Source organism: Alcaligenes sp. GCM10023179, from assembly GCF_042653705.1.
GTDB lineage: Bacteria > Pseudomonadota > Gammaproteobacteria > Burkholderiales > Burkholderiaceae_B > Alcaligenes > Alcaligenes phenolicus.
On record NZ_JBHSIQ010000001.1, the window covers coordinates 1,080,511 to 1,102,192 of the forward strand.

18 protein-coding genes are annotated in these 21,682 nt (G+C 56.1%); 9 read left to right on the top strand and 9 right to left on the bottom strand.

Features of this window, described 5'->3' with window-relative positions:
- Window positions 1–41 precede the first annotated feature (41 nt).
- The 4 genes from hemH to dnaJ all read left to right on the top strand — a co-directional run bounded on the left by hemH (window position 42) and on the right by dnaJ (window position 5,181).
- The gene (gene hemH, locus ACFPDR_RS04790; protein ID WP_247966570.1) at window positions 42–1,127 is read left to right on the top strand and encodes a ferrochelatase; all 1,086 of its coding nucleotides are present in this window, start codon (window positions 42–44) and stop codon (window positions 1,125–1,127) included.
- A 116-nt stretch (window positions 1,128–1,243) separates the two neighbouring features.
- On the top strand, window positions 1,244–1,834 hold the full coding sequence (gene grpE, locus ACFPDR_RS04795; protein WP_376910717.1) for a nucleotide exchange factor GrpE: 591 nt from the start codon (window positions 1,244–1,246) through the stop codon (window positions 1,832–1,834).
- Between the two features lie 185 nt (window positions 1,835–2,019).
- A complete protein-coding gene (gene dnaK, locus ACFPDR_RS04800) occupies window positions 2,020–3,945 on the top strand; it encodes a molecular chaperone DnaK (RefSeq protein WP_035272098.1) in 1,926 nt (641 codons plus the stop codon).
- 102 nt (window positions 3,946–4,047) lie between these two features.
- Window positions 4,048–5,181: a molecular chaperone DnaJ gene (gene dnaJ / locus ACFPDR_RS04805; protein ID WP_009459542.1), complete on the top strand. Its 1,134-nt coding sequence runs from the start codon at window positions 4,048–4,050 to the stop codon at window positions 5,179–5,181.
- Window positions 5,182–5,296: 115 nt separating this feature from the next.
- Here the strand turns inward: dnaJ and ACFPDR_RS04810 are convergent, their stop codons facing one another.
- The 9 genes from ACFPDR_RS04810 to ACFPDR_RS04850 all read right to left on the bottom strand — a co-directional run bounded on the left by ACFPDR_RS04810 (window position 5,297) and on the right by ACFPDR_RS04850 (window position 18,144).
- Complete coding sequence (locus ACFPDR_RS04810) at window positions 5,297–8,137, bottom strand: M16 family metallopeptidase (protein ID WP_376910718.1); 2,841 nt, start codon at window positions 8,135–8,137, stop codon at window positions 5,297–5,299.
- A gap of 175 nt (window positions 8,138–8,312) precedes the next feature.
- Complete coding sequence (locus ACFPDR_RS04815; RefSeq protein WP_376910719.1) at window positions 8,313–8,837, bottom strand: MarR family winged helix-turn-helix transcriptional regulator; 525 nt, start codon at window positions 8,835–8,837, stop codon at window positions 8,313–8,315.
- Window positions 8,838–8,849: 12 nt separating this feature from the next.
- Window positions 8,850–9,725: a hypothetical protein gene (locus ACFPDR_RS04820; RefSeq protein ID WP_376910720.1), complete on the bottom strand. Its 876-nt coding sequence runs from the start codon at window positions 9,723–9,725 to the stop codon at window positions 8,850–8,852.
- Between the two features lie 107 nt (window positions 9,726–9,832).
- Window positions 9,833–10,711 carry a hypothetical protein gene (locus ACFPDR_RS04825; RefSeq protein WP_083053238.1) on the bottom strand — a complete coding sequence of 293 codons (879 nt, stop codon included), beginning with the start codon at window positions 10,709–10,711 and terminating at the stop codon, window positions 9,833–9,835.
- A 107-nt stretch (window positions 10,712–10,818) separates the two neighbouring features.
- Complete coding sequence (locus ACFPDR_RS04830; protein ID WP_376910721.1) at window positions 10,819–11,535, bottom strand: hypothetical protein; 717 nt, start codon at window positions 11,533–11,535, stop codon at window positions 10,819–10,821.
- 103 nt (window positions 11,536–11,638) lie between these two features.
- Window positions 11,639–13,588, bottom strand: coding sequence for a collagen-like triple helix repeat-containing protein (locus tag ACFPDR_RS04835; RefSeq protein WP_376910722.1), 1,950 nt, complete (start codon window positions 13,586–13,588; stop codon window positions 11,639–11,641).
- Window positions 13,589–13,820: 232 nt separating this feature from the next.
- Window positions 13,821–14,411 carry a MarR family winged helix-turn-helix transcriptional regulator gene (locus tag ACFPDR_RS04840; protein WP_226348979.1) on the bottom strand — a complete coding sequence of 197 codons (591 nt, stop codon included), beginning with the start codon at window positions 14,409–14,411 and terminating at the stop codon, window positions 13,821–13,823.
- Window positions 14,408–16,132 carry a collagen-like triple helix repeat-containing protein gene (locus tag ACFPDR_RS04845; protein WP_240688256.1) on the bottom strand — a complete coding sequence of 575 codons (1,725 nt, stop codon included), beginning with the start codon at window positions 16,130–16,132 and terminating at the stop codon, window positions 14,408–14,410. Before ACFPDR_RS04845 ends, ACFPDR_RS04840 begins: the two co-directional genes overlap by 4 nt.
- Window positions 16,133–16,470: 338 nt before the next feature.
- Window positions 16,471–18,144, bottom strand: a complete 1,674-nt coding sequence (locus tag ACFPDR_RS04850) for a ShlB/FhaC/HecB family hemolysin secretion/activation protein (RefSeq protein WP_321217348.1) — start codon at window positions 18,142–18,144, stop codon at window positions 16,471–16,473.
- Window positions 18,145–18,905: 761 nt separating this feature from the next.
- On the opposite strand from ACFPDR_RS04850, the gene ACFPDR_RS04855 reads away from it, so the two are divergent.
- The 5 genes from ACFPDR_RS04855 to cpaB all read left to right on the top strand — a co-directional run bounded on the left by ACFPDR_RS04855 (window position 18,906) and on the right by cpaB (window position 21,631).
- Entirely contained in the window at window positions 18,906–19,097 is a 192-nt protein-coding gene (locus ACFPDR_RS04855) for a Flp family type IVb pilin (RefSeq protein ID WP_115634052.1), read from the top strand.
- 71 nt (window positions 19,098–19,168) lie between these two features.
- Window positions 19,169–19,672: an A24 family peptidase gene (locus tag ACFPDR_RS04860; RefSeq protein ID WP_371476421.1), complete on the top strand. Its 504-nt coding sequence runs from the start codon at window positions 19,169–19,171 to the stop codon at window positions 19,670–19,672.
- On the top strand, window positions 19,654–20,193 hold the full coding sequence (locus tag ACFPDR_RS04865; RefSeq protein WP_137431152.1) for a TadE/TadG family type IV pilus assembly protein: 540 nt from the start codon (window positions 19,654–19,656) through the stop codon (window positions 20,191–20,193). The genes ACFPDR_RS04860 and ACFPDR_RS04865 overlap by 19 nt, the downstream gene beginning before the upstream one ends.
- Window positions 20,190–20,678 (top strand): TadE/TadG family type IV pilus assembly protein, encoded by a 489-nt coding sequence (locus tag ACFPDR_RS04870; protein WP_035272108.1) that lies wholly within the window; start codon window positions 20,190–20,192, stop codon window positions 20,676–20,678. Before ACFPDR_RS04865 ends, ACFPDR_RS04870 begins: the two co-directional genes overlap by 4 nt.
- Window positions 20,678–21,631 carry a Flp pilus assembly protein CpaB gene (cpaB, locus tag ACFPDR_RS04875; protein WP_115633944.1) on the top strand — a complete coding sequence of 318 codons (954 nt, stop codon included), beginning with the start codon at window positions 20,678–20,680 and terminating at the stop codon, window positions 21,629–21,631. The genes ACFPDR_RS04870 and cpaB overlap by 1 nt, the downstream gene beginning before the upstream one ends.
- The last annotated feature ends 51 nt before the right edge of the window (window positions 21,632–21,682 follow it).

Consider the following 21,682-nt stretch of genomic DNA (forward strand, 5'->3'; position numbering starts at 1 on the left):
TTGGGCTGAGGGCAATCAGGCTGTCTAACGTACTAATCATCATGCCCAAGTTGTTTGCTTCTCCTTATTTGCCCGAAGCGCAGGACGCCGATATGTTCAATGATCAGGCTCCGGTACGCGAGGCCGGGCCCATCGGTATCTTGCTGGTCAATCTGGGCACGCCGGACCAGCCCGATGCTGCGTCCATTCGCCGCTACCTGGGGGAATTCCTGTCAGATCCCCGCGTCATTGAAATCCCTCAGCCGCTCTGGCAGATCATTCTGCGTCTGTTCATCTTGCCGCGCCGCCCCAGCAAGCTGGCACCGCGCTACAAGGATATCTGGTTGCCACAAGGCGCGCCCTTGCTGGTCTACAGCCAGGCACAGGCCGATGGCCTGCAAGAGTTGCTGCAATCGCAAGGCCATGATGTGAAGGTGGAGCTGGGTATGCGTTATGGCAACCCGTCCATTGCCAGTGGTCTGGATAAATTGAAAGCATCGGGTTGCGAACGAATCTTGAGCTTGCCCCTGTACCCGCAGTATGCAGCCAGCACCACGGCTACGGCGGTGGATTGCGTGGCGGAGCACCTTGGAAAACAGCGCAATCAACCTGAGCTGCGCTTCCTCAAGCGTTACCATACGCACCCGGACTACATTGGCCCGCTGGCGGCACAGATACGCCGCTACTGGGATGAACATGGCAAGCCAGAGCGTCTGCTATTGAGCTTTCACGGCTTGCCGCGCCGCTGCGTGGAACTGGGCGACCCTTATTACCGTGACTGCCGTGAAACGGCGGATGCCTTGCGTGCGGCGCTGGATGAGCCTGCCGTAGAAGTGCACATGGCATTTCAAAGTCGCTTTGGCGCGCAGCGCTGGCTGGAACCCTATACCGAGCCCACCTTGCGCGAATGGGGCAAGCAGGGGGTGGGGCGTGTGGATGCCGTCTGCCCCGGTTTTCTGGCCGATTGTCTGGAGACGCTGGAAGAAATCCAGGTGGAATGCCGCGACGCTTTCCTGGAAGAAGGTGGCCGTGAGTTCCATTACATACCTTGCCTGAATGACGATCCGCAATGGATTGAGGGCCTGGGACGGCTGGCCGTGCAGCATCTGGGAGGCTGGCTGCCCAGCCGTCTGGTGCCAGCCGGATAGCGGTATTGGACGTTTTCCAAGGGGCTGGCCAGCAAAATATGCAGGCGGGTCTTGAACTGGGGGCAGATGCCCCCATTTTTATGCGATCAACGAATTCTGTAGTGGAGATACATCGAATGGCTACACATGCCGATCCCAATAAGCCTCTGGACGGGGAAGTGACGGAAAACACGCCTGAACAGGTACAACAGGGCACCCCCGAGCACGAACAGCCAGAGATTTTGGCTCAGCAGCCCGAAGAAAGTTCGGCTGATCTGGCCACCGAGTTGGCTCAGGCCCAGGAAAAAGTGTCGCAGTACTACGACCAACTGCTGCGTGCCAAGGCCGAAGTGGAAAACATTCGCCGCCGTGCGGAGGATGATGTCTCTAAAGCCCGCAAGTTCGGCACCGAGTCCTTTGCTGAAAGCCTGATTCCCGTGCGTGACAGCCTGGAAGCGGCTCTGGCCCAGACCGAGCAAAGCACGGACGCCTGGAAAGAAGGCGTGGAAACTACCTTGCGTCAACTGAACAAGGCTTTTGAGCGCAACAACCTGAAAGAAGTGGCTCCACAAGCCGGTGACAAGTTTGATCCGCACCTGCACCAAGCCATTTCGGCCGTGCCTTCGGAGTTTGAAGAAGGTGCAGTGGCTCAGTTGCTGCAAAAGGGCTACACCATTTCGGATCGCGTGCTGCGTCCAGCCTTGGTGATGGTGTCGGCCCCCAAGTAATAGAGCCAGCCTGTCTGTGCGCGCAGGCTGTCCTGAATTAAGGCGTTTTTGACTGCTTTTTCGGATCAGCCGCTTGCACGGTAAAAAAATAAGGCCATTGCTCTTGAAATGCACGCAGAGTTCCCCATATGCATTTCATCAAATAATTTGCTTTCGCAATCAATCTTTTAGTCAGGTAAAAAATCATGGGCAAAATCATTGGTATTGACCTTGGAACCACCAATAGCTGTGTATCGGTGTTGGATGGCGACCAGGTTCGTATTATCGAAAATGCCGAAGGCGGTCGTACGACCCCTTCCATCGTGGCTTACATGCAGGATGGCGAAATCCTGGTTGGCGCTCCTGCCAAACGCCAGGCGGTCACCAACCCCACCAACACTATCTTCGCTGTCAAGCGCTTGATCGGTCGTAAGTTCACTGAAAAGGCAGTTCAGACAGACATCGAGCACGTGCCTTACACCATCACTGCCGCCGACAACGGCGACGCGTGGGTGGAAGCTCAAGGCAAGAAGATGGCACCTCAGCAAGTGTCCGCCGACATCTTGCGCAAAATGAAGAAAACCGCCGAAGACTACCTGGGCGAAGAAGTAACCGAGGCCGTGATTACCGTGCCTGCTTACTTTAACGACAGCCAGCGTCAGGCAACCAAGGATGCAGGCCGCATTGCCGGTCTGGAAGTCAAGCGCATCATCAACGAGCCTACCGCCGCAGCTTTGGCTTTCGGTCTGGACAAGGCTGACAAGGGTGATCGCAAGATCGCTGTGTACGACTTGGGTGGCGGTACGTTTGACGTGTCCATCATCGAAATCGCCGATATCGACGGTGAGAAGCAATTTGAAGTGCTCTCCACCAACGGTGACACCTTCCTGGGTGGCGAAGACTTTGACAAGCGCATCATCGACTACATCATCGACGAGTTCAAGAAAGAAAGCGGCGTTGATCTGTCCAAAGACGTGCTGGCCTTGCAGCGCCTGAAAGAGTCCGCTGAAAAAGCCAAGATCGAACTGTCTTCTACGCAGCAGACCGAAATCAACCTGCCTTACATTACGGCAGACGCTTCCGGTCCTAAGCACCTGAACCTGAAGATCACTCGCTCCAAGCTGGAAGCGCTGGTCGAGGACCTGATCGAACGCACGATCGAGCCTTGCCGTGTTGCCATCAAGGATGCTGGCGTGAAGGTTTCGGAAATCGACGACGTGATCCTGGTCGGCGGCATGAGCCGTATGCCCAAGGTGCAAGAGCGCGTTAAAGAGTTCTTTGGCCGTGACCCACGTAAAGACATCAACCCTGACGAAGCTGTTGCCGCTGGTGCAGCCATCCAAGGTTCTGTCCTGTCGGGCGACCGTACTGACGTCTTGTTGCTGGACGTGACTCCTCTGTCCCTGGGTATTGAAACCCTGGGTGGCGTCATGACCAAGATGATCCAGAAGAACACCACGATTCCTACGCGTCATTCGCAAGTGTTCTCCACGGCTGACGACAACCAGCCTGCGGTGACCATCAAGGTGTTCCAGGGCGAGCGTGAAATCGCTGCCGGTAACAAGGCTCTGGGCGAGTTCAACCTGGAAGGCATTCCACCAGCAGCACGTGGCCTGCCACAGATTGAAGTGACCTTTGACATCGACGCCAACGGTATCTTGCACGTGTCCGCCAAAGACAAGGGCACAGGCAAAGAGAACAAGATCACCATCAAGGCAAACTCCGGATTGTCCGACGAGGAGATCGAGCGCATGGTGAAAGATGCCGAGGTCAACGCAGCAGAAGACCACCGCATCGCTGAACTGGCGGTTGCACGCAACCAGGCCGAGGCTTTGATTCACTCCACCCGCAAGTCCATGACGGACTACGGCGACAAGCTGGAAGCGGAAGAAAAAGAAGCCATCGAAAAGGCCATCGCTGATCTGGAGGAAACTCTGAAAGAAGGCGATAAGGAAGCCATCGACGCCAAGGTGGAAGCACTGGGTGTGGCCTCGCAGAAACTGGGCGAGAAGATGTACGCCGACATGCAGGCTCAAGCCGCAGCACAGGAAGGTGCTGAAGGCACAGCCCAGCAGCCCGCCGACGAGAACGTGGTCGACGCTGACTTTAAAGAAGTCAAACGCGATCAGTAATTGCGAGCCTGAATAAGGTTCCCTGGCCCGATCTTTGGCGGCATACGCTGGAGATCGGGCATTATTATTCAAACAGCGGCGTTTGGACGTCGTTAATCAAACATGGCAAAACGCGATTTATACGAAATTCTCGGTGTGGCCAAAAATGCGACGCAGGATGAAATCCGCAAGGCGTATCGCAAGCTGGCCATGAAGTTCCACCCTGACCGTAATCCGGATAGCAAGGACGCCGAGGAAAAGTTCAAGGAAGCCAAGGAAGCTTACGAGATCCTGTCCGACGAACAGAAACGCGAAGCCTATGACCGCTATGGTCATGCCGGAGTCGATCCCAATGCCGGCATGGGCGGTATGGGTGGCGGCATGGGCGGGGCCGGATTTGCAGACGCCTTTGGCGATATATTTGGCGAAATCTTTGGTGGTGGCGGCGGACGTCGTGGCGGTGGCCCTCAGGTTTACCGTGGCGCGGACTTGCGCTATTCGCTGGATATCAGCCTGGAGCAGGCAGCAGCCGGTTTTGATACTGAAATTCGTGTACCAAGCTGGGAAAACTGCGAAACCTGCTCGGGTTCGGGTGCCAAGCCCGGTACCTCTGCACAGACTTGCCGCACTTGCCAAGGTAGTGGCGCGGTCCGTATGCAGCAGGGCATTTTCAGCATGCAGCAAACCTGCCCGACCTGTCACGGTAGCGGCAAGGAAATTCCTGATCCCTGCGTGGTGTGTCACGGCGAAGGCAAGGTCAAGAAGACCAAGACTTTGCAGGTCAAGATTCCAGCCGGTATTGATGATGGCATGCGCATTCGCTCCAGCGGCAATGGTGAGCCTGGCGTTAACGGTGGTCCTGCCGGTGACTTGTATGTGGAAATCCGCATCAAGCCGCACGGTATTTTCCAGCGTGATGGCGAGGACCTGCATTGCGAACTGACCATCCCCTTTACCACGGCGGCCTTGGGCGGAACGGTGGAAGTGCCTACCCTGACAGGGCGTGGCGAAATCACCATCCCTGAAGGCACCCAAGTGGGCAAGACCTTCCGCTTGCGTGGCAAGGGTATCAAGGGTTTGCGTTCCAGCTACCCCGGTGACTTGTACTGCCACATTCAAATCGAGACACCTGTACGTCTGAACGAAGAGCAAAAGAAATTGCTGCGTCAGTTTGAACAGGCCTTGAGCGATGGTGGCGTCAAGCACTCGCCCAAAAGCGAATCCTGGACGGACAAGGTGAAGGGTTTCTTCTCCTGAATCCTGGCAGGGCTCCAGCAAGGAGTCGCCAAGTAGAAAGTAAAAAGCCCGGTACTTTTGTACCGGGCTTTTTTACGCCTGCTCAAAGTTCAGGCAAGCGGGGTTGCTGGCTTGATCAAGGTTGGGCATCCAGTGGCTCTGGAGCCGGCGCTGTCACCGGAGCCTGTTCTGCGGTTTCAGGTGCTGGCGTGGCGGCACCTTGCTTTTGACGCTCATGGTCAGCGGCAATCGCTACGACCATTTCCTTGGGTTTCAGGTATTTGCGCAAAACCGCATTGACTTGCTCCGCATTGAGCTTTTGCAGATCCTGGTCCATTTTCTCGGACCATTCAAAGCTGCGGCCCAGATCCAGGTAATTCAACCACGCACTGCTGACCACGGTGTCCTGGCTGCGCGACAAGCGGCGGTAGTTCAGCAAGGCATTCACACCTTCCTTGACCTCTTGCTCGCTAAAGCCGTCTTTCAGTGTTTGAGCCAGGACCTCGTCGATAGTCTTGCTCAACTTATCGCTATTGCTGGGAGCGTGAATGGCATAGACCGTCCACGAACCCTTGGGTTCATAGCTGGACGCATCCACCTGGCTGCGTACGTTGTAGGACAAGCCATCCTCTACGCGCACACGGTTCCACAAGCGCGAGGTTTCAGACAGGCCCAGCAAATAGTTGGCCAGATAGACAGCTGGAAAGTCCGCATCGCTGTCTTGCAGTTTCAGGCCCAAGTCCGCCAGATAGAAAGCATTTGCCTTGTCCGGCGTGTTGATGTCAAAGATCTTGGGAGCCACAGTTTGTAGTGGATCGTCCGGGCGTTGGTAAGTCGGGGCTTTGCGCCAGCCTTTCAAACCATCGGCCAACGCCTTGCGAACCTCGTCCTTGTCAAAGTCACCCACGGCGCTAAAGGCGACATCACCCGTACCGTAGAATTTTTGATGGAAATCCCGCACCTGTTTGATGTTAATCGCCTGGACTCGCTCTATGCCTTCTTCAAAGCTGGGCGTGTAGCGGATATCGTCTTTGGGCCATGGGTTGGTGTAGCGTTCAATCGCTTGGCTGGCCAAAGCAGCAGGTTCAGTGCTGGCCGATTTCAGATCGGTGACCACGGCTTGCTGATATTTCTTCAGCTCGTCCTCGGGGAAGTTTGCATTGCGCAGCACGTCCAGCGCCAGAGCAATGGCTTTGGGCAGGTTCTCGCGGTTGGAGGACAAGCTCAGGTACAAGCGACCATTGGAGCCGCTGGTGCTGAACTGGGTTTGCATGGCGGTGAACTGATCAGAAATCTGTTCGCGGTTCAGTTTCTTGGTGCCGGTGCTCAGCAGGCTGGCGACGGCTGCAGCGGTAGCGGTCTGGTTCTTGAGCTGATCAGGTGAACCAAACTTGAAGGACAAGCGAGCCTCCACGCGTTCCGCACGAGTTCCCTTGGGCAGCAGGGCCATTTTCACTTCGCCCAGATCCTTATCCAAGGACAAGGGCTGCAGATCGGTGCGAGCCATGATGTTGGCAGGGCTAGGATCAAAGGCTTCTACCGTTTTGCCGCCATCCTTGCCGGTGTAGTCCTGGACCAGCTTGGCCACATCAACGGTGCTGGCTTCAGGAGCTCGCAGCGGTTTTTCTGTGGGGATGTACAAGCCATTGCTGCGGTTGCTGGCGACCAGCCAGGTTTCCAGCGCCTTTTGAACTTGGGGCAGCTTGGCAGCTTCGACCCGGTCGCGCTGCAGGAAAAACAAACGCCAGTCGCCGCTGGCCGCGGCTTCGGATAACGCGCTGGCCAGACTGGAGGGGTTGGCATAAGTTTGTGTCCAGCCCGTCATCCACTGGCTGCGGATGCGCTCCAGGTCCGTATCTTTCAACGGGGATTTGGCCAGGCTTTCCAGCGTGTCATTCATGACCTTCAAGGCCTTTTGCTGATCCATATCAGGTTTCAGCTCCGCACCAAACAGGGCGTAGCCTGGATCGTGGCTTTCGGAATCAAAGCTGAATACGCTGGTGGCCAGGTTCTTGTTGACCAGATTCTTGTACAACTGTCCGCTGGGGGTGTCGCCCAAGGCGCTGATGCCCAGGCTCAAGTCCATGTATTCCGGGCTGGCAGCGCTGGGCAGGTGGTACAGCGACATGATCAGGGGCGCACCACCGTGACGGCGCAAGGTGACTGTGCGGGTACCGTCTTGCACGGGTTCAACCGTGTATTCGGGGCGCAGCGTGCGAGTCGGTTTTGGTATGGAGCCAAAGGCCTTGGCAATGTGCTCCAGAGTCTGATCGGTGTCGAACTGCCCGGTCACAAACAGCACCGCATTATCGGGCTGATAGTAGTCGTGGTAGAACTTGCGCAGTTGTTCAATATCCACGTTTTCGACGTCGGAGCGGGCGCCAATCGTGGTCTTGCCGTAGCTATGCCATTGGTACGCAGCGGCTGTCAGCTTTTGCATCAGAACACGGAAAGGGCTGTTTTCACCGCTTTCCATTTCATTGCGTACCACGGGCATTTCCGCTTCCAGATCCTGCTTGTCGATTAGAGCGTTGACCATCACGTCGGCTTGCCAGTCCAGATACCATTTCAGGGTCTCGGGATCAGCGGCGAAGCTGGCAAAGTAATTGGTACGGTCGCTGGAGGTGGTGCCGTTGGCTTCCAGGCCACGTTTGGAAAATTCTCCCAGAGCATTGCGCAGGGTGGGGGTGCCGCGAAACAGCATATGCTCCAGAAGGTGAGCCATGCCGGTTTGCCCATAGTTCTCGTGTCGCGAGCCGACCAGGTAGGTCATGTTGACGGTGGTCGTAGGTTTGGAATCGTCTGGGGCCAGAACAAGGCGCAAGCCATTGTCCAGCGTGTATTGAGTGACGCCTTCGACAGAGGGGCCTTGGGCCAGACCTGCGGGTAGGGCATAGGCTGCCAGCGAAGTGGACAGCAGCGCAGCCCCTGCAAGATGGCGCAGGCGCAGGGCGGCAATCAGTACAGAGAGTTTCATGAACACATCCTTACGGTTTTAGCGATGAAAAAGCCAGCCAAGCCGACCAGTGTCTTTTGTAGCATGGGGCCGTTTGGCTGGGTAGGCGACTTCTCTCGCAAATGTCCTGCACCATCGAAAAAAAGCCCACCAGGGGTACTGGTGGGCAAAACAGCAAGAAACCGGTCCCTGATCTTCAGTCAGGTTTGCGCTTGAGTCTGTGCAGCGCATCATGACGGAGATGGCCGATGCTGCCGGTCAAAAACTCGTGCAAGGCGGCCAGTTGGCCCGGATTGTGCTGAGCAGTGGCCTTGATAATGTGCTGCGCAGCGTGTTCCATATTGGCGATCAGGCGTTTACATCGTTCCTGATTGGGGTAGAGGCAAGTCATGCGTCCATCGCGAGGGTGTGGCTTGCGAGTCAGATAACCAGCGTGCTCCAGGCGGGTAATCAGGGCGTGGTTGCCACTAGGGCTAAGGTGCAGGAGCTGGGCCAGCCTGCCCGGCGACAAGTGTTTGAGCTCCAGTACAAATTCCAGTGCCTTGTATTCGTTCAGGCTCAGGCCCGCTTCTTGTGCCAGTTCGTGCTTGTTGGCTTCCATATAGACATCGAACTGACGCACCATCATGCGCACAATGTCGCCTCGCATATGCCCTGACAGCACCGTATCCGGAGGATCGGTGTCGATCCAGGCCCTGGTCAGTGTCTGTTTATCTGGCATACGCACAAATCCTTAATGTGGTGCGCCACCCAGCAGTCCGCTGAGCAGACCCGTGACGGGGCTCAACAAACTGCTATTGGCTGCTGTTGTTGTGGAGCTGTCCGCAGGCAGTGATGCCTGCGCCTTATTTACGGGGCTGGTCGAGATATTGCCCAGCAAGCCTGTGACAGGCGTCAACAAACCATTATTGCTGTCTGGTGTATTGGGCAAGCCGCCTGCCAGTCCGGCCAGCAGATTGCTGGCCGGAGCAAGCAGGCCGTTATTGCTTGTGTCGGTGTTGAGCAAGCCCCCGCCCGCAGCGTTGACCAGATTGGTGACGGGGGAGAGGAGATTTACGTTGCCAGGATTGTTGCTTGCCAGACCATCGAGCGGCCGGCTGTTGGCAGGTGCTTGAACTCCACCTTGACGCAGAGCGCCTGTTGCATTGGCTTGGCTGCCTGTTAAATCGGTAAGCGTGCTGCTAATTGGGTAAGGGCTGCCCGGATTATTTCTGACCAGGTCACCAACGTTGCCAACAGTGTCACTAACGACGCGGAGTACTGGCCCGGCAGCTTGTCCTGCATTCAGGGGAAGCGACGTTAGTTCAAGCTCTTGAGCCAGATCGTCAACTTCCTGTCTTATATAGACAGCCGTCTGGTAAAACTGTTCAAAATCTGCAGCGGAATAAAGTACCTCGTAAAGGGATAGGAGGGGGCCGGGCTGCTCCATCAGAGGTACTTTATCGAGTGCTGGATCGACATTCATCAAGCTCGTAGCAAATGTACTGGATACTGGCAGGGGCAGACTGTTGATACCCACGATGTCGGCCTGCGCGCTTAGTGAAACCAGGCTAGTTGTCAGGCCGAGCGAAATGATCCTGCTGCAGGCAAAGCGTGTCTTTGTAGTCATGACTTACTCCATCTTGTGATCAGGATTGCTCAGACATTGCCGCTGGAGATGAGAGAGGCCCTGAGATTAGGGAATGGGGCGGTGTGTGCCCCATTCTCCTGTCCGGTTCAGCGAGAAGCGCCCAGCAGACCGCCGAGCAGCCCAGTTACGGGGGCTAGCAGCCCGTTTTGGTCTGCAGAGCTGTTGTCTACGATGTTGATTGTCCCTGTGGAGTCGTTAGTAGAGGGATGAGAAATCGGGTGAAGCAGGCCCTCTGCCAAAACGGTCACTGGTGCTAGCACGCCTGTGGAATTAGCATTCACTGCGGATAAGCTGCCCGTCAGCCCAGCAAGCAGATGTCCAGCTGGAGCTGACAAGCCATTGTTCGTGGGCAAGCCACTTAGAGACTGCAGCTGATTGTCGTTCTGTAAGAGAGCAGTGGCTGCATCTGCCACCCCGCCGGTGACGTAACTGAGGGCTGACGTTAATGGATAGTGGGTGTCGGTTGCGTCATATAGCAATCCGCTAGCACTGCCAATTGCATCGCCTACGCTGTGAACGAGCAAGCCAGATGCTTCGCCCAGACCGAAAGGCAGATCGGATTGTTCAATAACTCCTTCCAGGATATCGACAGCGTCACTTGACACAATGTTGATTGTTTCTCCTGTTTTGGAAACGACATAACCTAAGTCAATGGCGTCATATATGCGTTTTTCGTAATCCGAAATCTGTCGAATCTCCTCTACCAAGAGTGGCTGTTCCAGGTGAAAGTAGTTAGGTCTGTTTGGAAAGATAATGTCGACAGTTCTATCCAGGTTTCTCAGCGTCATTTCTGCTGGGCTGGTCGCCTCTGCAGTTGAAATAAGGTGTGCCGGAATATTTGAAACTGAAGGGGGGGCTTGGTGATCCATTGCCGGTCCGCTAGCATGGGCAGACAGCGCCAGTAAGGGGCCCAGCAGGCTGAATAAAATGGTCCTGCTGGATGCAAAGCGTATCTTTGTAATCATGACTTACTCCATCTAGTGTTCAGGATTGCTTAGCCATTTCAGGTAGCGATGCGAGAAGTCCCGGGATTCAGGAAGAGGGCGGTGCAGGCCCCATTCGCCCGTCTTGTTCAGCGAGGGGGGGCCAGCAAACCACCGAGCAGCCCTGTTACGGGGGCCAGAAGGCCGCCATTGCTGGTGTCTCCATTTCCATTAAGACCGACAAGGACATTCGTGACGGGGGCAAGCAGACCATCGGTGGTTCCCGTATTCAGGCTTGTTCGTGGGGCCGAGTCGGGTGATAAGGTTGGCAAGGGAGACAAAAGAGTATTCCCTTGAAGTAAAGCGTCTGTAGCCGCAGCAATTCCGTTGGTTGCATGTCCCAATATGGACGCCAGGGGATTAGGTTCATTAGGGACGTCGTAGAGCAGGCCGCCTGTACTGAGAACGGCATTGCCTACGCCATGAAGCAGTCCCGATGCAGCCTGTCCTGCTTGCAAGGGCAAATCGGTAGCAGCCACGGCGTCACCCAGAGAGTCGAGTGATTCATGTGCCAACTGCAGCGCGGGGCTTAACACCTGCCCCGGCTTGAGCCAGGAATGAAGTTGATTGTGCAAAACTTCAAACGTCACCTCGAATTGGACGTAGTCTAGAACGGAGTTGTCCAGGCCCTGACCCAGTAGTGTTGTTGTCGGTTCCAGTTCAAGGGGAAGAAGATTGTCAACCGCCCTTCCCAAGTTGCCCAGACTGCTTTCTAGAACTTGGGCCTGCGCGGTCAGCGAAAACAGGCTGGCTGTCAGGCTGAGCAACATGATCCCGCTGGATGCAAAACGTGTCTTTCTAGTCATGACTTACTCCATCTAGTGATCAGGATTGCTCAGCCATTTCAAGCAGAACTGAGGGAGATCCTGGGGTTAAGGAATAGGGCGGTGTACGCCCCATCCCCCGTGCTTAGCGAGGGCCGCCCAGCAGTCCACCGAGCAGTCCGGTTACCGGTGCCAGCAAGCCGCCATTGTTGGTGCCTGCAGCGGCTCCACCACCAGCGTTGACGCTGCCCGAGGCGCTGGTATCTACGGAAACAGTTGCACCGCCGCCCAGGAGCCCGCCGACCAGGCCGGTCACAGGTGCTAGCAGGCCGCCATTGGCAGCGTCACCGCCTGCCAGGCCGCCAGTCAAACCACCTACCAGACCCGTGACAGGAGCCAGCAGGCCGCCGTTGGCCGCATCACCGCCGCCCAGGCCGCCCACCAAACCACCGACCAGGCCTGTCACGGGTGCCAGCAAACCGCCATTGGCTGAATCACCGCCTGCCAGGCCGCCAGTCAAACCACCGACCAGGCCCGTCACGGGCGCCAGCAAACCGCCATTGGCTGCCTCACCGCCGCCCAGGCCGCCTACCAAACCACCGACCAGGCCCGTCACGGGAGACAGCAAGCCACCGTTGGCTGTGTCGCCGCCACCCAGACCACCCGTCAAACCACCGAGCAGGCCGGTCACAGGGGCCAGCAAGCCACCGTTGCCAGCATCACCACCGCCCAAACCGCCAGTCAGTCCGCCGAGCAAGCCGGTTACTGGCGAGAGCAGCCCGCCTTCCCCATTACCTGTCAGCCCGCCAGTCAAGGAGGCGACAGCTTGTGTGGCGTGATTCAGGGTGTTGCCCAGCGGGTTCGTGTTGGTATCTGTTTTATGCAAAAGGCCACCGACCGAGGCAACAGCCTGACCCAAATGGTTAACGGTGCCGCCCAGACCCAGTGGGGTTGCGCCATCAATCTGCGTGCCCACATTGCTCAGGGCGCTGCCTACGCCACCCAGCAAAGCATTGATAGGCTGACCAACACCCAGACCGTCACCCACTTGTTGGGTGACATGAGTGACCGTTGCACCAACAGGAGCGACTACGGTGTCCAGGGTCTCGCCGACATTGCCCAGGATGGGGTTCAAGCCAATGGGCAAAATGTTGTCGACTGTCTGGCCTACATTTGCCAAGGCAGGTTCCAGGATAGGGGCAGCATCAGCACCATTGAGCAAGTCGCCCAGCCCCAATTGTCCTGTCAGGGGATACAGCAGACTGCCTTCACCCAGCAGGGAGCCTGTCAGTGCAGCAACACCGCTGGTTGCATGGCCCAGTACGGCTGTCAGCGGCTTAGGATTGTTTGCATCAGCGTGAAGCAGGCCGCCTGCGCTACCCACGGCATTGCCCAGACCGCTCAGCAAGCCTCCAACACCCTGGCCCAGATTCAGGGGCAGGCCGCTGTTACCCAATTGCTCGCCCAAGTTGGTGACGACGCCGCCAACTTGCTGTGTCAGACCATTGATGGGTTGGCCCAAGCCGGTTGCGCCACCAATTTGTTGAGTCAGGCCTGTTGCCGTGTCCACGACAGGAGCGACTACGGTATCCAGTGTTTTGCCCAGCTTGCCGCCGGTATCTTGCAAGCCGACTGGCAGGACGTTGTCGACGGCTTCACCTACATTATTCAGAGTGGTTTCCAGTGGGCCCGGCGTACGCGTGGGGGGATTACCGCCGTTATCGCCACCGCCGTTGTCACCGCCGCCGTTGTCGCCACCGCCGTTGTCACCGCCGCCGTTGTCGCCACCGCCGTTATCACCGCCGCCGTTGTCGCCACCGCCGTTGTCACCACCACCGTTGTCACCACCACCGTTGTCGCCGCCGCCGTTATCGCCACCGCCGTTGTCACCACCGCCGTTGTCGCCGCCGCCGTTATCACCGCCACCAGTGCCTGGGCCTGGATTGGTGGGGGTTTCCGATCCGCCGCCACCGCTGCCACTACTGCCACCACCGGATAAACTGCCGCAGGCAGTCAGCGCTAAAGTGCTGGCCATCAGGGTGGCCAGGAGTGTCAGGCGCAGGCCTGGTTTCTTGCTGTCTGTATTTTTATGCATTGCTTGCTCCAATAAATGATCGGGGGACTTGCTTGCTTCCTGAGTCTAGTTAAGCAATTCACGTGCCAATTTATTGGCTTGCCTGCAGGCCGCATGTAAGCTGGGTTTGGCGAAAAGTAGAGGAAAAAAAGAGGGCTATTTGTTACGGGTTTTAGGGGCTGGGCGGAACGTGTTACGTAACAAAAAAAGAACCGCTGACAAGCAGCGGTTCCGAAGGGGCTGAGCAGGGTGCTCAGGAGGCTCGTGGCACCAGGGCCTTGGCATCCAGCCAGGCTTTGGTGTTTTGCCTGAAGGTGCTCATGCTGTCGACCAGAAAGTCGTACATGGCAATCAGCTGGGCAGGGTTTTGATTCGCTGCCGTGTTGATCGCCTGGTTGATAGCACGTTCCTTCACAGCCAGGACTTCACGGCATTTGTCCATTACCGGATGCAAGGCAATCACACGCTTGTCCAGGGGGTGGCGGCCGCGGGTAATGTAGCCCCTGTGTTCCAGACGGTTGATCAGGGCGCTGACACCGCTGGCACTCAAGTCCATCAAATGAGCCAACTGACCTGTAGGCAATGCATCGAATTCCATGATGTATTCCAGTGCTTTGAAATCATTCAAGGGGATATTCGCTTCTTCGGCCAAGCTGGCTTTCAGGGCTTCTGCGTAGATGGTGAACTGACGGCCCAGCATTTTGCCCAGATCCATCAACATCTTTTCTGACAACATGCTTTGCTCATCGCTGTGTGAGGACCAGTTGGAGCGAGCCCCGGCGCCTTGGGCGCCAGGATGAAAGCTCACTGGCAAACTGACCGGGTTCATGACTTTATTCATCATTTCCGGCCACCTCCCAGCAAGCCACCGAGCAGACCAGTTACCGGGGACAGCAAACCACCATTGGCTTGTTCGCCGCCGGCTGCGCCAGCGTTTGCCTGTACGTTGACGCCACCTGTCAGGCCACCGACGAGACCACCGACCAAACCGGTAACGGGTGCCAGCAATCCACCACCAGCCTGACCTTCCGCTGCTGCGCCACCACCGATCGAAACACTGCCTGTGATGCCACCCACAAGACCCGTGACAGGAGCCAGCAAGCCACCGTTGGAGGCATCACCACCCGTCAGGCCACCAGTCAAACCGCCCACCAGATTGGTGACGGGAGAGAGCAGGCCGCCGGCCGCGCCGTCACCGCCACTCAAGCCACCAGTTAATCCACCGACCAGATTGGTGACAGGGGAGAGCAAGCCGCCGCTCGCGCCGTCGCCGCCAGCCAAGCCACCAGTTAGTCCACCGACCAAGCTGGTGACAGGGGCCAGCAATCCACCGCTAGCACCATCGCCGCCACCCACACCACCTAACAGCCCGGTAACGGGTGCCAGCAAGCCACCACCTTCTCCACCTGTGATACCGCCCAGTCCGCCCGTCAGGGAGGCGACGGCCTGGGTGGCGTGATTCAAGGTATTACCCAGGGGGTTGGTATTTGCATCAGTCTTGTGCAGTACACCACCCACCGAGGCGACGGCCTGACCCAAATGGCCTACCACACCGCCCAGCCCCAGAGGTGCTGCATTGTCCAGTTGGCTGCCCACATTACCCAAAGCGCTGCCAACACCACCGAGCAAGGCGTTGATGGGTCGGCCAACGCCCAGGCCATCACCCACTTGTTGGGTCACATTGGTGACGGTGGCAACCACAGGCGCTACCGTGTTGTCCAAAGCACCGCCCACATCACCCAGAATAGGGTTCAGCCCCAGTGGCAGAATGTTATCTACGGTTTGTCCGATATTGCCCAGTGCAGGCTGCAGGACAGGCTCTCCCCCCTCTGCCAGCAAGATACCCCCCAGGCCTAGCTGCGCTGTCAATGGATGCAGCAGGCTGCCTTCTCCCAGCAAGGAGCCGGTCAGCACTTCTATGCCTTTGGTGGCGTGGTGCAAGGTGTTGCCCAGTGGATTGGGATTCTTGGGATCGTTGACCAGCAAGCCGCCGACCGAACCCACGGCTTGACCCAAGTGGGACAGCAGACCGCCCGCACCCTCACCCAGGTTCAGGGGCAGGCCGGTTTTGCCCAGTTGATCGCCCAGATTGGTCACTACACCGCCGACTTGAGTAGTCAAGCCGTTGACGGGCTGCCCCAGTCCGGTCACACCACCGACGGTGCGTGTGGCATCCGTCACGATATTGGTAACGGGTTTGAGCGCACCATCCAGCGTTTTGCCCAGTTGATTGCCTGTTTTGCTCAGGTTCAAAGGCACTACGTTGTCGACAGCCTGGCCCAGATTGCCCAGTGCATTTTGGGTCAGGCTAGTGTCCTTGCCACCGCCGTTGTTTCCGCCGTTATTGCCGCCGCCGTTGTCGCCACCGCCGGTACCGCCGTCACCGGGCTTGGGCAGGTTAGGGTCAACAACAGGGGGGCGAACCGACACATCCAGGCCGTCGCGAACACCGCCGCGCGAGGAGCAACCGGCCAGAACGGCGGCGCTGATGACCAATGTAGCGACAACGGCACGTTGCAAGTTGCGGTGTACCGAGGCGTTTCTTGCTGAATTCCTTGCTTTCATGTCTGACTCCGATTTGAAGTGTAAGCACGCCCTTCAAGGGCTGTTGATAGACATGAAGCAAGTAGCGTGCCAAGTTCTGTTTTTGTTGTTGTGTTTTATTTTTATTGTTGTTAATCAATGTGTTGTGAGTTTTTCTGGTTTTTGTGGATCAGGATTTCATCAAAAAACAGGGTCGGTGTGAGCGTGTTTAGGGCTGTTTTTGTGGGGTGTTCCGTTCCTGTTACGTAACGTTTTTCGTAACACCTGAGGCCGGAATCTGCCGAAATGGAAAACAAAAAAGGCCATCTTGCGATGGCCTTGGGGAAAAATCGGCAGTAAGGGTACCGGCAGGATGCCTGCTAAAAACCGTCGTAGAAGAACAGAAAGTTGGTGTTCAAGCGTACTTTGCGTTTGTCGGAGTTAACCGGCAAATCGCCCAGCGGTTTGGCGACGTTGATGTCAAACAGATAGTGTTTGTTATTGGACAGCCGTACACCAATGGCAGCGGAACGCAGGCGTCGATTGTTATAGCTGTTCAGTCGCTCCAGGTTGTACCAGGCGCGTGCCCAGTCATAGGCAATATAGGGCTGAATGTTGTTGAGCCAGGTGGAGGAGTTCGTAAAGCGTCGATTGATTTCCAGCGTGGCGCCTATGCCTTTATCGCCAGCCAGCTCGCCTTGCGGATAGCCATAGCCATGTCGCCAGGCACCAAAAGAAACCTGTTCGGAGTTTGGCAGGACGTTCGAGCTGTACTGGCCGCTGGCCGAAAAGCTCATGCCAAATTGCCCTGGCAAGGCCAGATTCTGCTTGAAAGAGGCGGTCCAGCGGGTGAAGTCCAAGTCCAGATCGGACTCGGCATCACGTTGCAAGTAGGTGTTCAGAGACTTGCGGGCACCCATGGCATCCAGACCCTTGTACACCCCCAGATTGACCTCGCGAGATTGACGCTGCGAGGCATCGGTATAGCGCAACTCAGCCTTCAGGGCGCGTACGTCGGTGGTGTTCTCGATCCAGACATTGTCCAGCGTCTTGTGGGTGTAGTCGTCCAGGGAGCGACTGGCATAAAAACCTGCCGTGCCTTTCAGACTGCGTTGATTGTTCAAAATAAAGGGATAGCTGATTGCCGCCCCGATACGTTCGTTGATGACCTTGCGGTTCCAGCCCTGGCTTTCCAGAACTTCATCACGCGGCTTGGAACGGTAGTGATAGCCATCAATCTCCAGATTCAAACCATTACCGGTCAGGGGAATGGTCAGGTTGCCGCTGACGTACTTCACGTCCTCAGAGCTGGTGGGGATGGCGGCAGTCAGCTTCAGCTCTTCGCCCAAAGGCGTCAGGCTATTGGCGCTTAACTGCACCAGAGCCTGTTTGCTGGAGCCCATTTCCGCCACGCTGGCATTTGCGCTGAAAGATTTGTGCTGTGCATTGATGACCAGCTCGGAGGCGCCATCAGTACGTACGGGCATGTCCAGCTTGGGATCTATTTTCAGGCCCGGAACGGTGCGCAGCAGATTCATGGTGCGCTCCAGCGTGCGCTGGGTAAGCGGCTTTTCATCCACCATGGCTTTGGCGATACGCTCGATGCGAGCCTGGCTGCGTCCTGGATCGCCTTCAATACGAACACTGCCTACATGGCCTTCCACCACCGTGACCTTGATGTGTCCTTGTGCAAAGTCCTGTTGCTGCAAGATGGCAAAAGACAGGGGGTAGCCCTGCTGCTGATACAGGGCGGTGATCTTGTTCACCTCGTTGATCAGCTGGGCAATGCTAAGCGTTTTACCGGCCAGCGGTTCCAGAATCGCGGTGATCTGTTCAAAAGGAATGCTGCGACTGCCGCTGACATCAAAGCTGCGCACCACCACTTGCAGTTGTAGTTGCTGCTGCAATTGAGTCTGGGCGGCAGCGGGCGGAATGTTTAGAGATGGCGCACGCGTGCTGGGGGCCGGTGCATTAATGGGCGGCAAAGAGTCGACCGGGTTCCCCCGCAAGGGGGCGTCCGCCCAACTTACTGAACCAGTAGTGGCCAGCCCCATAAATAATCCCAAGCTCACAATCAGGCTGGGATTTTTTTTTCTAAGGAAGGCCAGTGACAAGTGATGCTTGGGATTCATATTCATTAATCATTATTCGCTGTAAATCGGGCGCTTTTTTCTACTGTGCCGTAGTTTAACTTCGCTGTCACTTTTTGCTGTTTGAAAGCAGGGTATTTCCTCTTAGTGCTTTAAAACACTTTAACTATTACATTTTGAAACGTAAAAAAAATAGCCCTGATTTAGCTCGTTAGCAAACAGTCTTGTATGTCTGTATTCATGCTTAGTTGGGGCTGCGCGGGTTTTCCCTTGCTAACAGCAATAAATTGAAAAAAAGCTACTTTCTTTCAAGTAATTAAAGCTGGCTTGCAGACGTCTTGCAGCAGTAGCCGGTCAGTTTTTCTGTTGCATTCTGAAATGATAAAAACAGTAACATTAACAAACTTCGACACAATACAGGTAAGTAAAGGTTTCAAATTAGCTGTTTTTTGGCCTTTTTCTATGGGAAATTGGCTGTTGTAAATACACAATCATGCGTTTTTCGTATCTTTGGGCTAGAATTCGTTTGTGTATTTGATGTTTGTTACACGTAAACCCTAGTAAAAACAGATACATACATGGGTTTAAGATGATTTCAACTGAAAAATACAAAAATTGATAACAGTTAGCAGTGGAAGTTGCCAAAGTTGGCAAAGTGTTGTGCCCCAAGGGGCCTTGAATCCTCGCTGTTGAGGGTAATTTTTTCTTTTTGAATGGGGACAGTCATGAAGACTCAACTTCAGCAATTCTGGAACGATGAAGACGGTGCAACGGCTATTGAGTACGGCCTGATCGCAGGGCTGATCGCTGTGGCGATCATAGCGACATTGACCGCAGTGGGAACAGACTTGAAGGCAATGTTCCAAAAAGTCTCTGAGGCCGTTAGTGGTGCAACAGAAGCTAGTGGGACAAATTAAAGAGTAAGTCTTGTTTGAGCATCAGCCATTTAAATCCTGGCTGTGCCTTTTAGCTTGAATGGCTGATGCTTATGCCCGTTTTAATTAAGCTTTCCTTTATTTTTATTCTGCTTTTCTTTTCCTCTCGGATTATCTATAGCGATCTGAAGCTCCGGAAAATCCCTAATGCCTTATTAGTTTTTTATGGTTTGGCGGTTCTGTTGCACAAGGTTTTTGTCAGTGTGTCCTATGGCCTTCCCTGGGGATGGGTGGCGGGCTGGGGGGACTCCCTGATCGGTTTTGCCGCCGCCTTGATCGTGTTTTATCCAATCTGGTTATTGCGTTTGATGGGTGCGGCCGATGTGAAGCTGATGGCCGTGCTGGGCCTGGCCCTGGGGTGGAAGGAAGCAGGCATGGTGGTGTTGTTTGGCACGGTATTGGCGGGTTTGCATGCCTTGGTGCTGGTGCTGATTCCATCCTTGGAACGTAAGTACGGATTTGCTTTGCCGGGAACCCGCGTCAAGGCGCGTAGTGTGCCTTTAGGGGCCTGGTTATCCCTTGCAACAATGGGGTGGGTATGGATGCAAAATCAATAAAGCCCCCACGAGAGGGCCAATTAGCAAAACGGCGTGGCGTAGATAAAAAATACCAATACGGAGCCTACGCACTGGAATTTGCATTCGTTTTCCCATTGTTGTTTCTTTTCATGTATGGCTTGCTGACGTTCGGTCTGATCATGACCGCGCAGCAGTCTCTTAATTTTGCGGCCGAATCCGGTGCCCGCGCTGCTTTGCTGGAGCCAGGCGCAGGTCCGGGTGGCCCCATGCTCAGTCCGGATCGCCTGCAAGCACGAGTAAATCGGGCCAAGGAAGTGGCCGCCGATCAGGTGCAGTGGCTAAGCACTTGGGTAGGCAGTGAGCATGTTCGCATCACCACAGATTTGCTCAGTGATGAGCTGCGTGTGGGGATTGTGTACGACTACCTGCAAGCCCCCCTGATTCCTCGTTTTGCTCCCGATACCTTGTTTGCGCTGGTTGTGCCCGAACAGTTAAAGGGCAATGCGCAGATCAATCTGCTGGTTGCTGGTGAAGTGGGCACAGCGGGAGACACGCCATGACACGTGCCGCCTGTTTCCTTTCTGCTGCACAACGTCAGCAAGGTGTTGCTGCCATCGAGTTTGCCTTGATGGTGGGGATTCTGTTGTTGATCTTCAGCGGCATCATCACCTTCAGTTCCTTGTTTCTGGCCAAGCAAAAAATGGACCATCTGGTCGGCGATCTTTCTCGCCAAGCGACGATGCAGGTCAAGAATGCCGATGAGATCGCGCCTTTTATAAATCAGGAACTGGCCAGGAACTATGGCAGGGGCCAAGCCAAGAGCGACGCGTTCTTGCATTGGTTTGGCGACCTGAGTGCGGATGTTCAATCCCAGGCTTGTGCCTCGGAGCCTCAGTATGACTGCGCCCAGCTTTCCCTGAAGCTGGAGCTTGAACCCGGAATTCTTTCTCAAACCCTGGATCTGTTCAGGCCTGAAGAGGGTCAGGCAGATCAATTGCGCAGCTTAAGCGCCAAGACACTACTCGTACTCAGGAGACCACATTAATGAGCGGCATTATGAAGGGGGCGGCAGTCCTTTTATTGCTGATCGCAGCCGTATTGGTTGCGTTTGCCTTGTACCTGGGCATGAAGCCCAAACCCGAGGTGGTCCAGCCTGTGCTCAGCACGCAAAGCGTAGAGCCAGCGGCCAACTTGCAGGCGGTGGTCGTGCTCAAACGGGATGTGAAAGCGGGGGAAACCTTGCAGGCTGATGCCCTGGAATTGGCGCAGTGGCCTGCGGCCCCTGCCCAGTCTTTCAACACGCTGGAAGCCTTGAGCGGGAAAACCCTGCGTTTTGACTTGGGCCAAGGGCAGCCAGTGTTAAGCAGCTTCATCGCCAAAAGTCTGGCCAGCTATCTGGAAGAGGGTGAGCGCGCCGTCACCATTCCCATTGATGTGATTACTGGCGCCAGCCACAGGGTAGAGCCGGGCGATCTGGTCGATATCTTCATTACCTTTAACAGCAACAACGAAGTCAATGACACCCAGGCCCGCCTGTTGATGTCGCGTGTGCGCGTGCTGGCCTATGGCGGCGCTTCGCTGTCCGGGCCAGATCCGGCAGAGGCCAATGCGACGAATCGTGCCGAGACTCAGGCGCGCCACGCCATGCTGGCCGTCCCCCTGGAGTCGGTGAACGAACTCCTGCTGGCCAGCCGTAGCGGCAGCCTGCAACTGGTCTTGCGTGCTCCCAAGGACGAGAGCTTGCCGGACGCCTCCTTGTTCCCTGAATTTGCGGGTCTGATTCCCGCGCGTGCTGGTCTGGATGCGGATCAGCGCGATGCCTTGAAACTGCCGGATAACCGCGCCATGGCCGGTTTGGGCTTGCGTGAATTTGCAATCAGCCAGACCGAAAAAGAACAGGTGCAGGCACGAGCCCTGGCCAGCGGAGAACCGCATGCTGCGCCGCCGCGCCGCACGGAAGTTATTCGCGGGGGCCGTTTAGAGGTCATTCAGTATTAAGCAATACAGAGCTTGTTGTGGGGACGGGTCAGCCTGCCTGTGAGGGCTGAC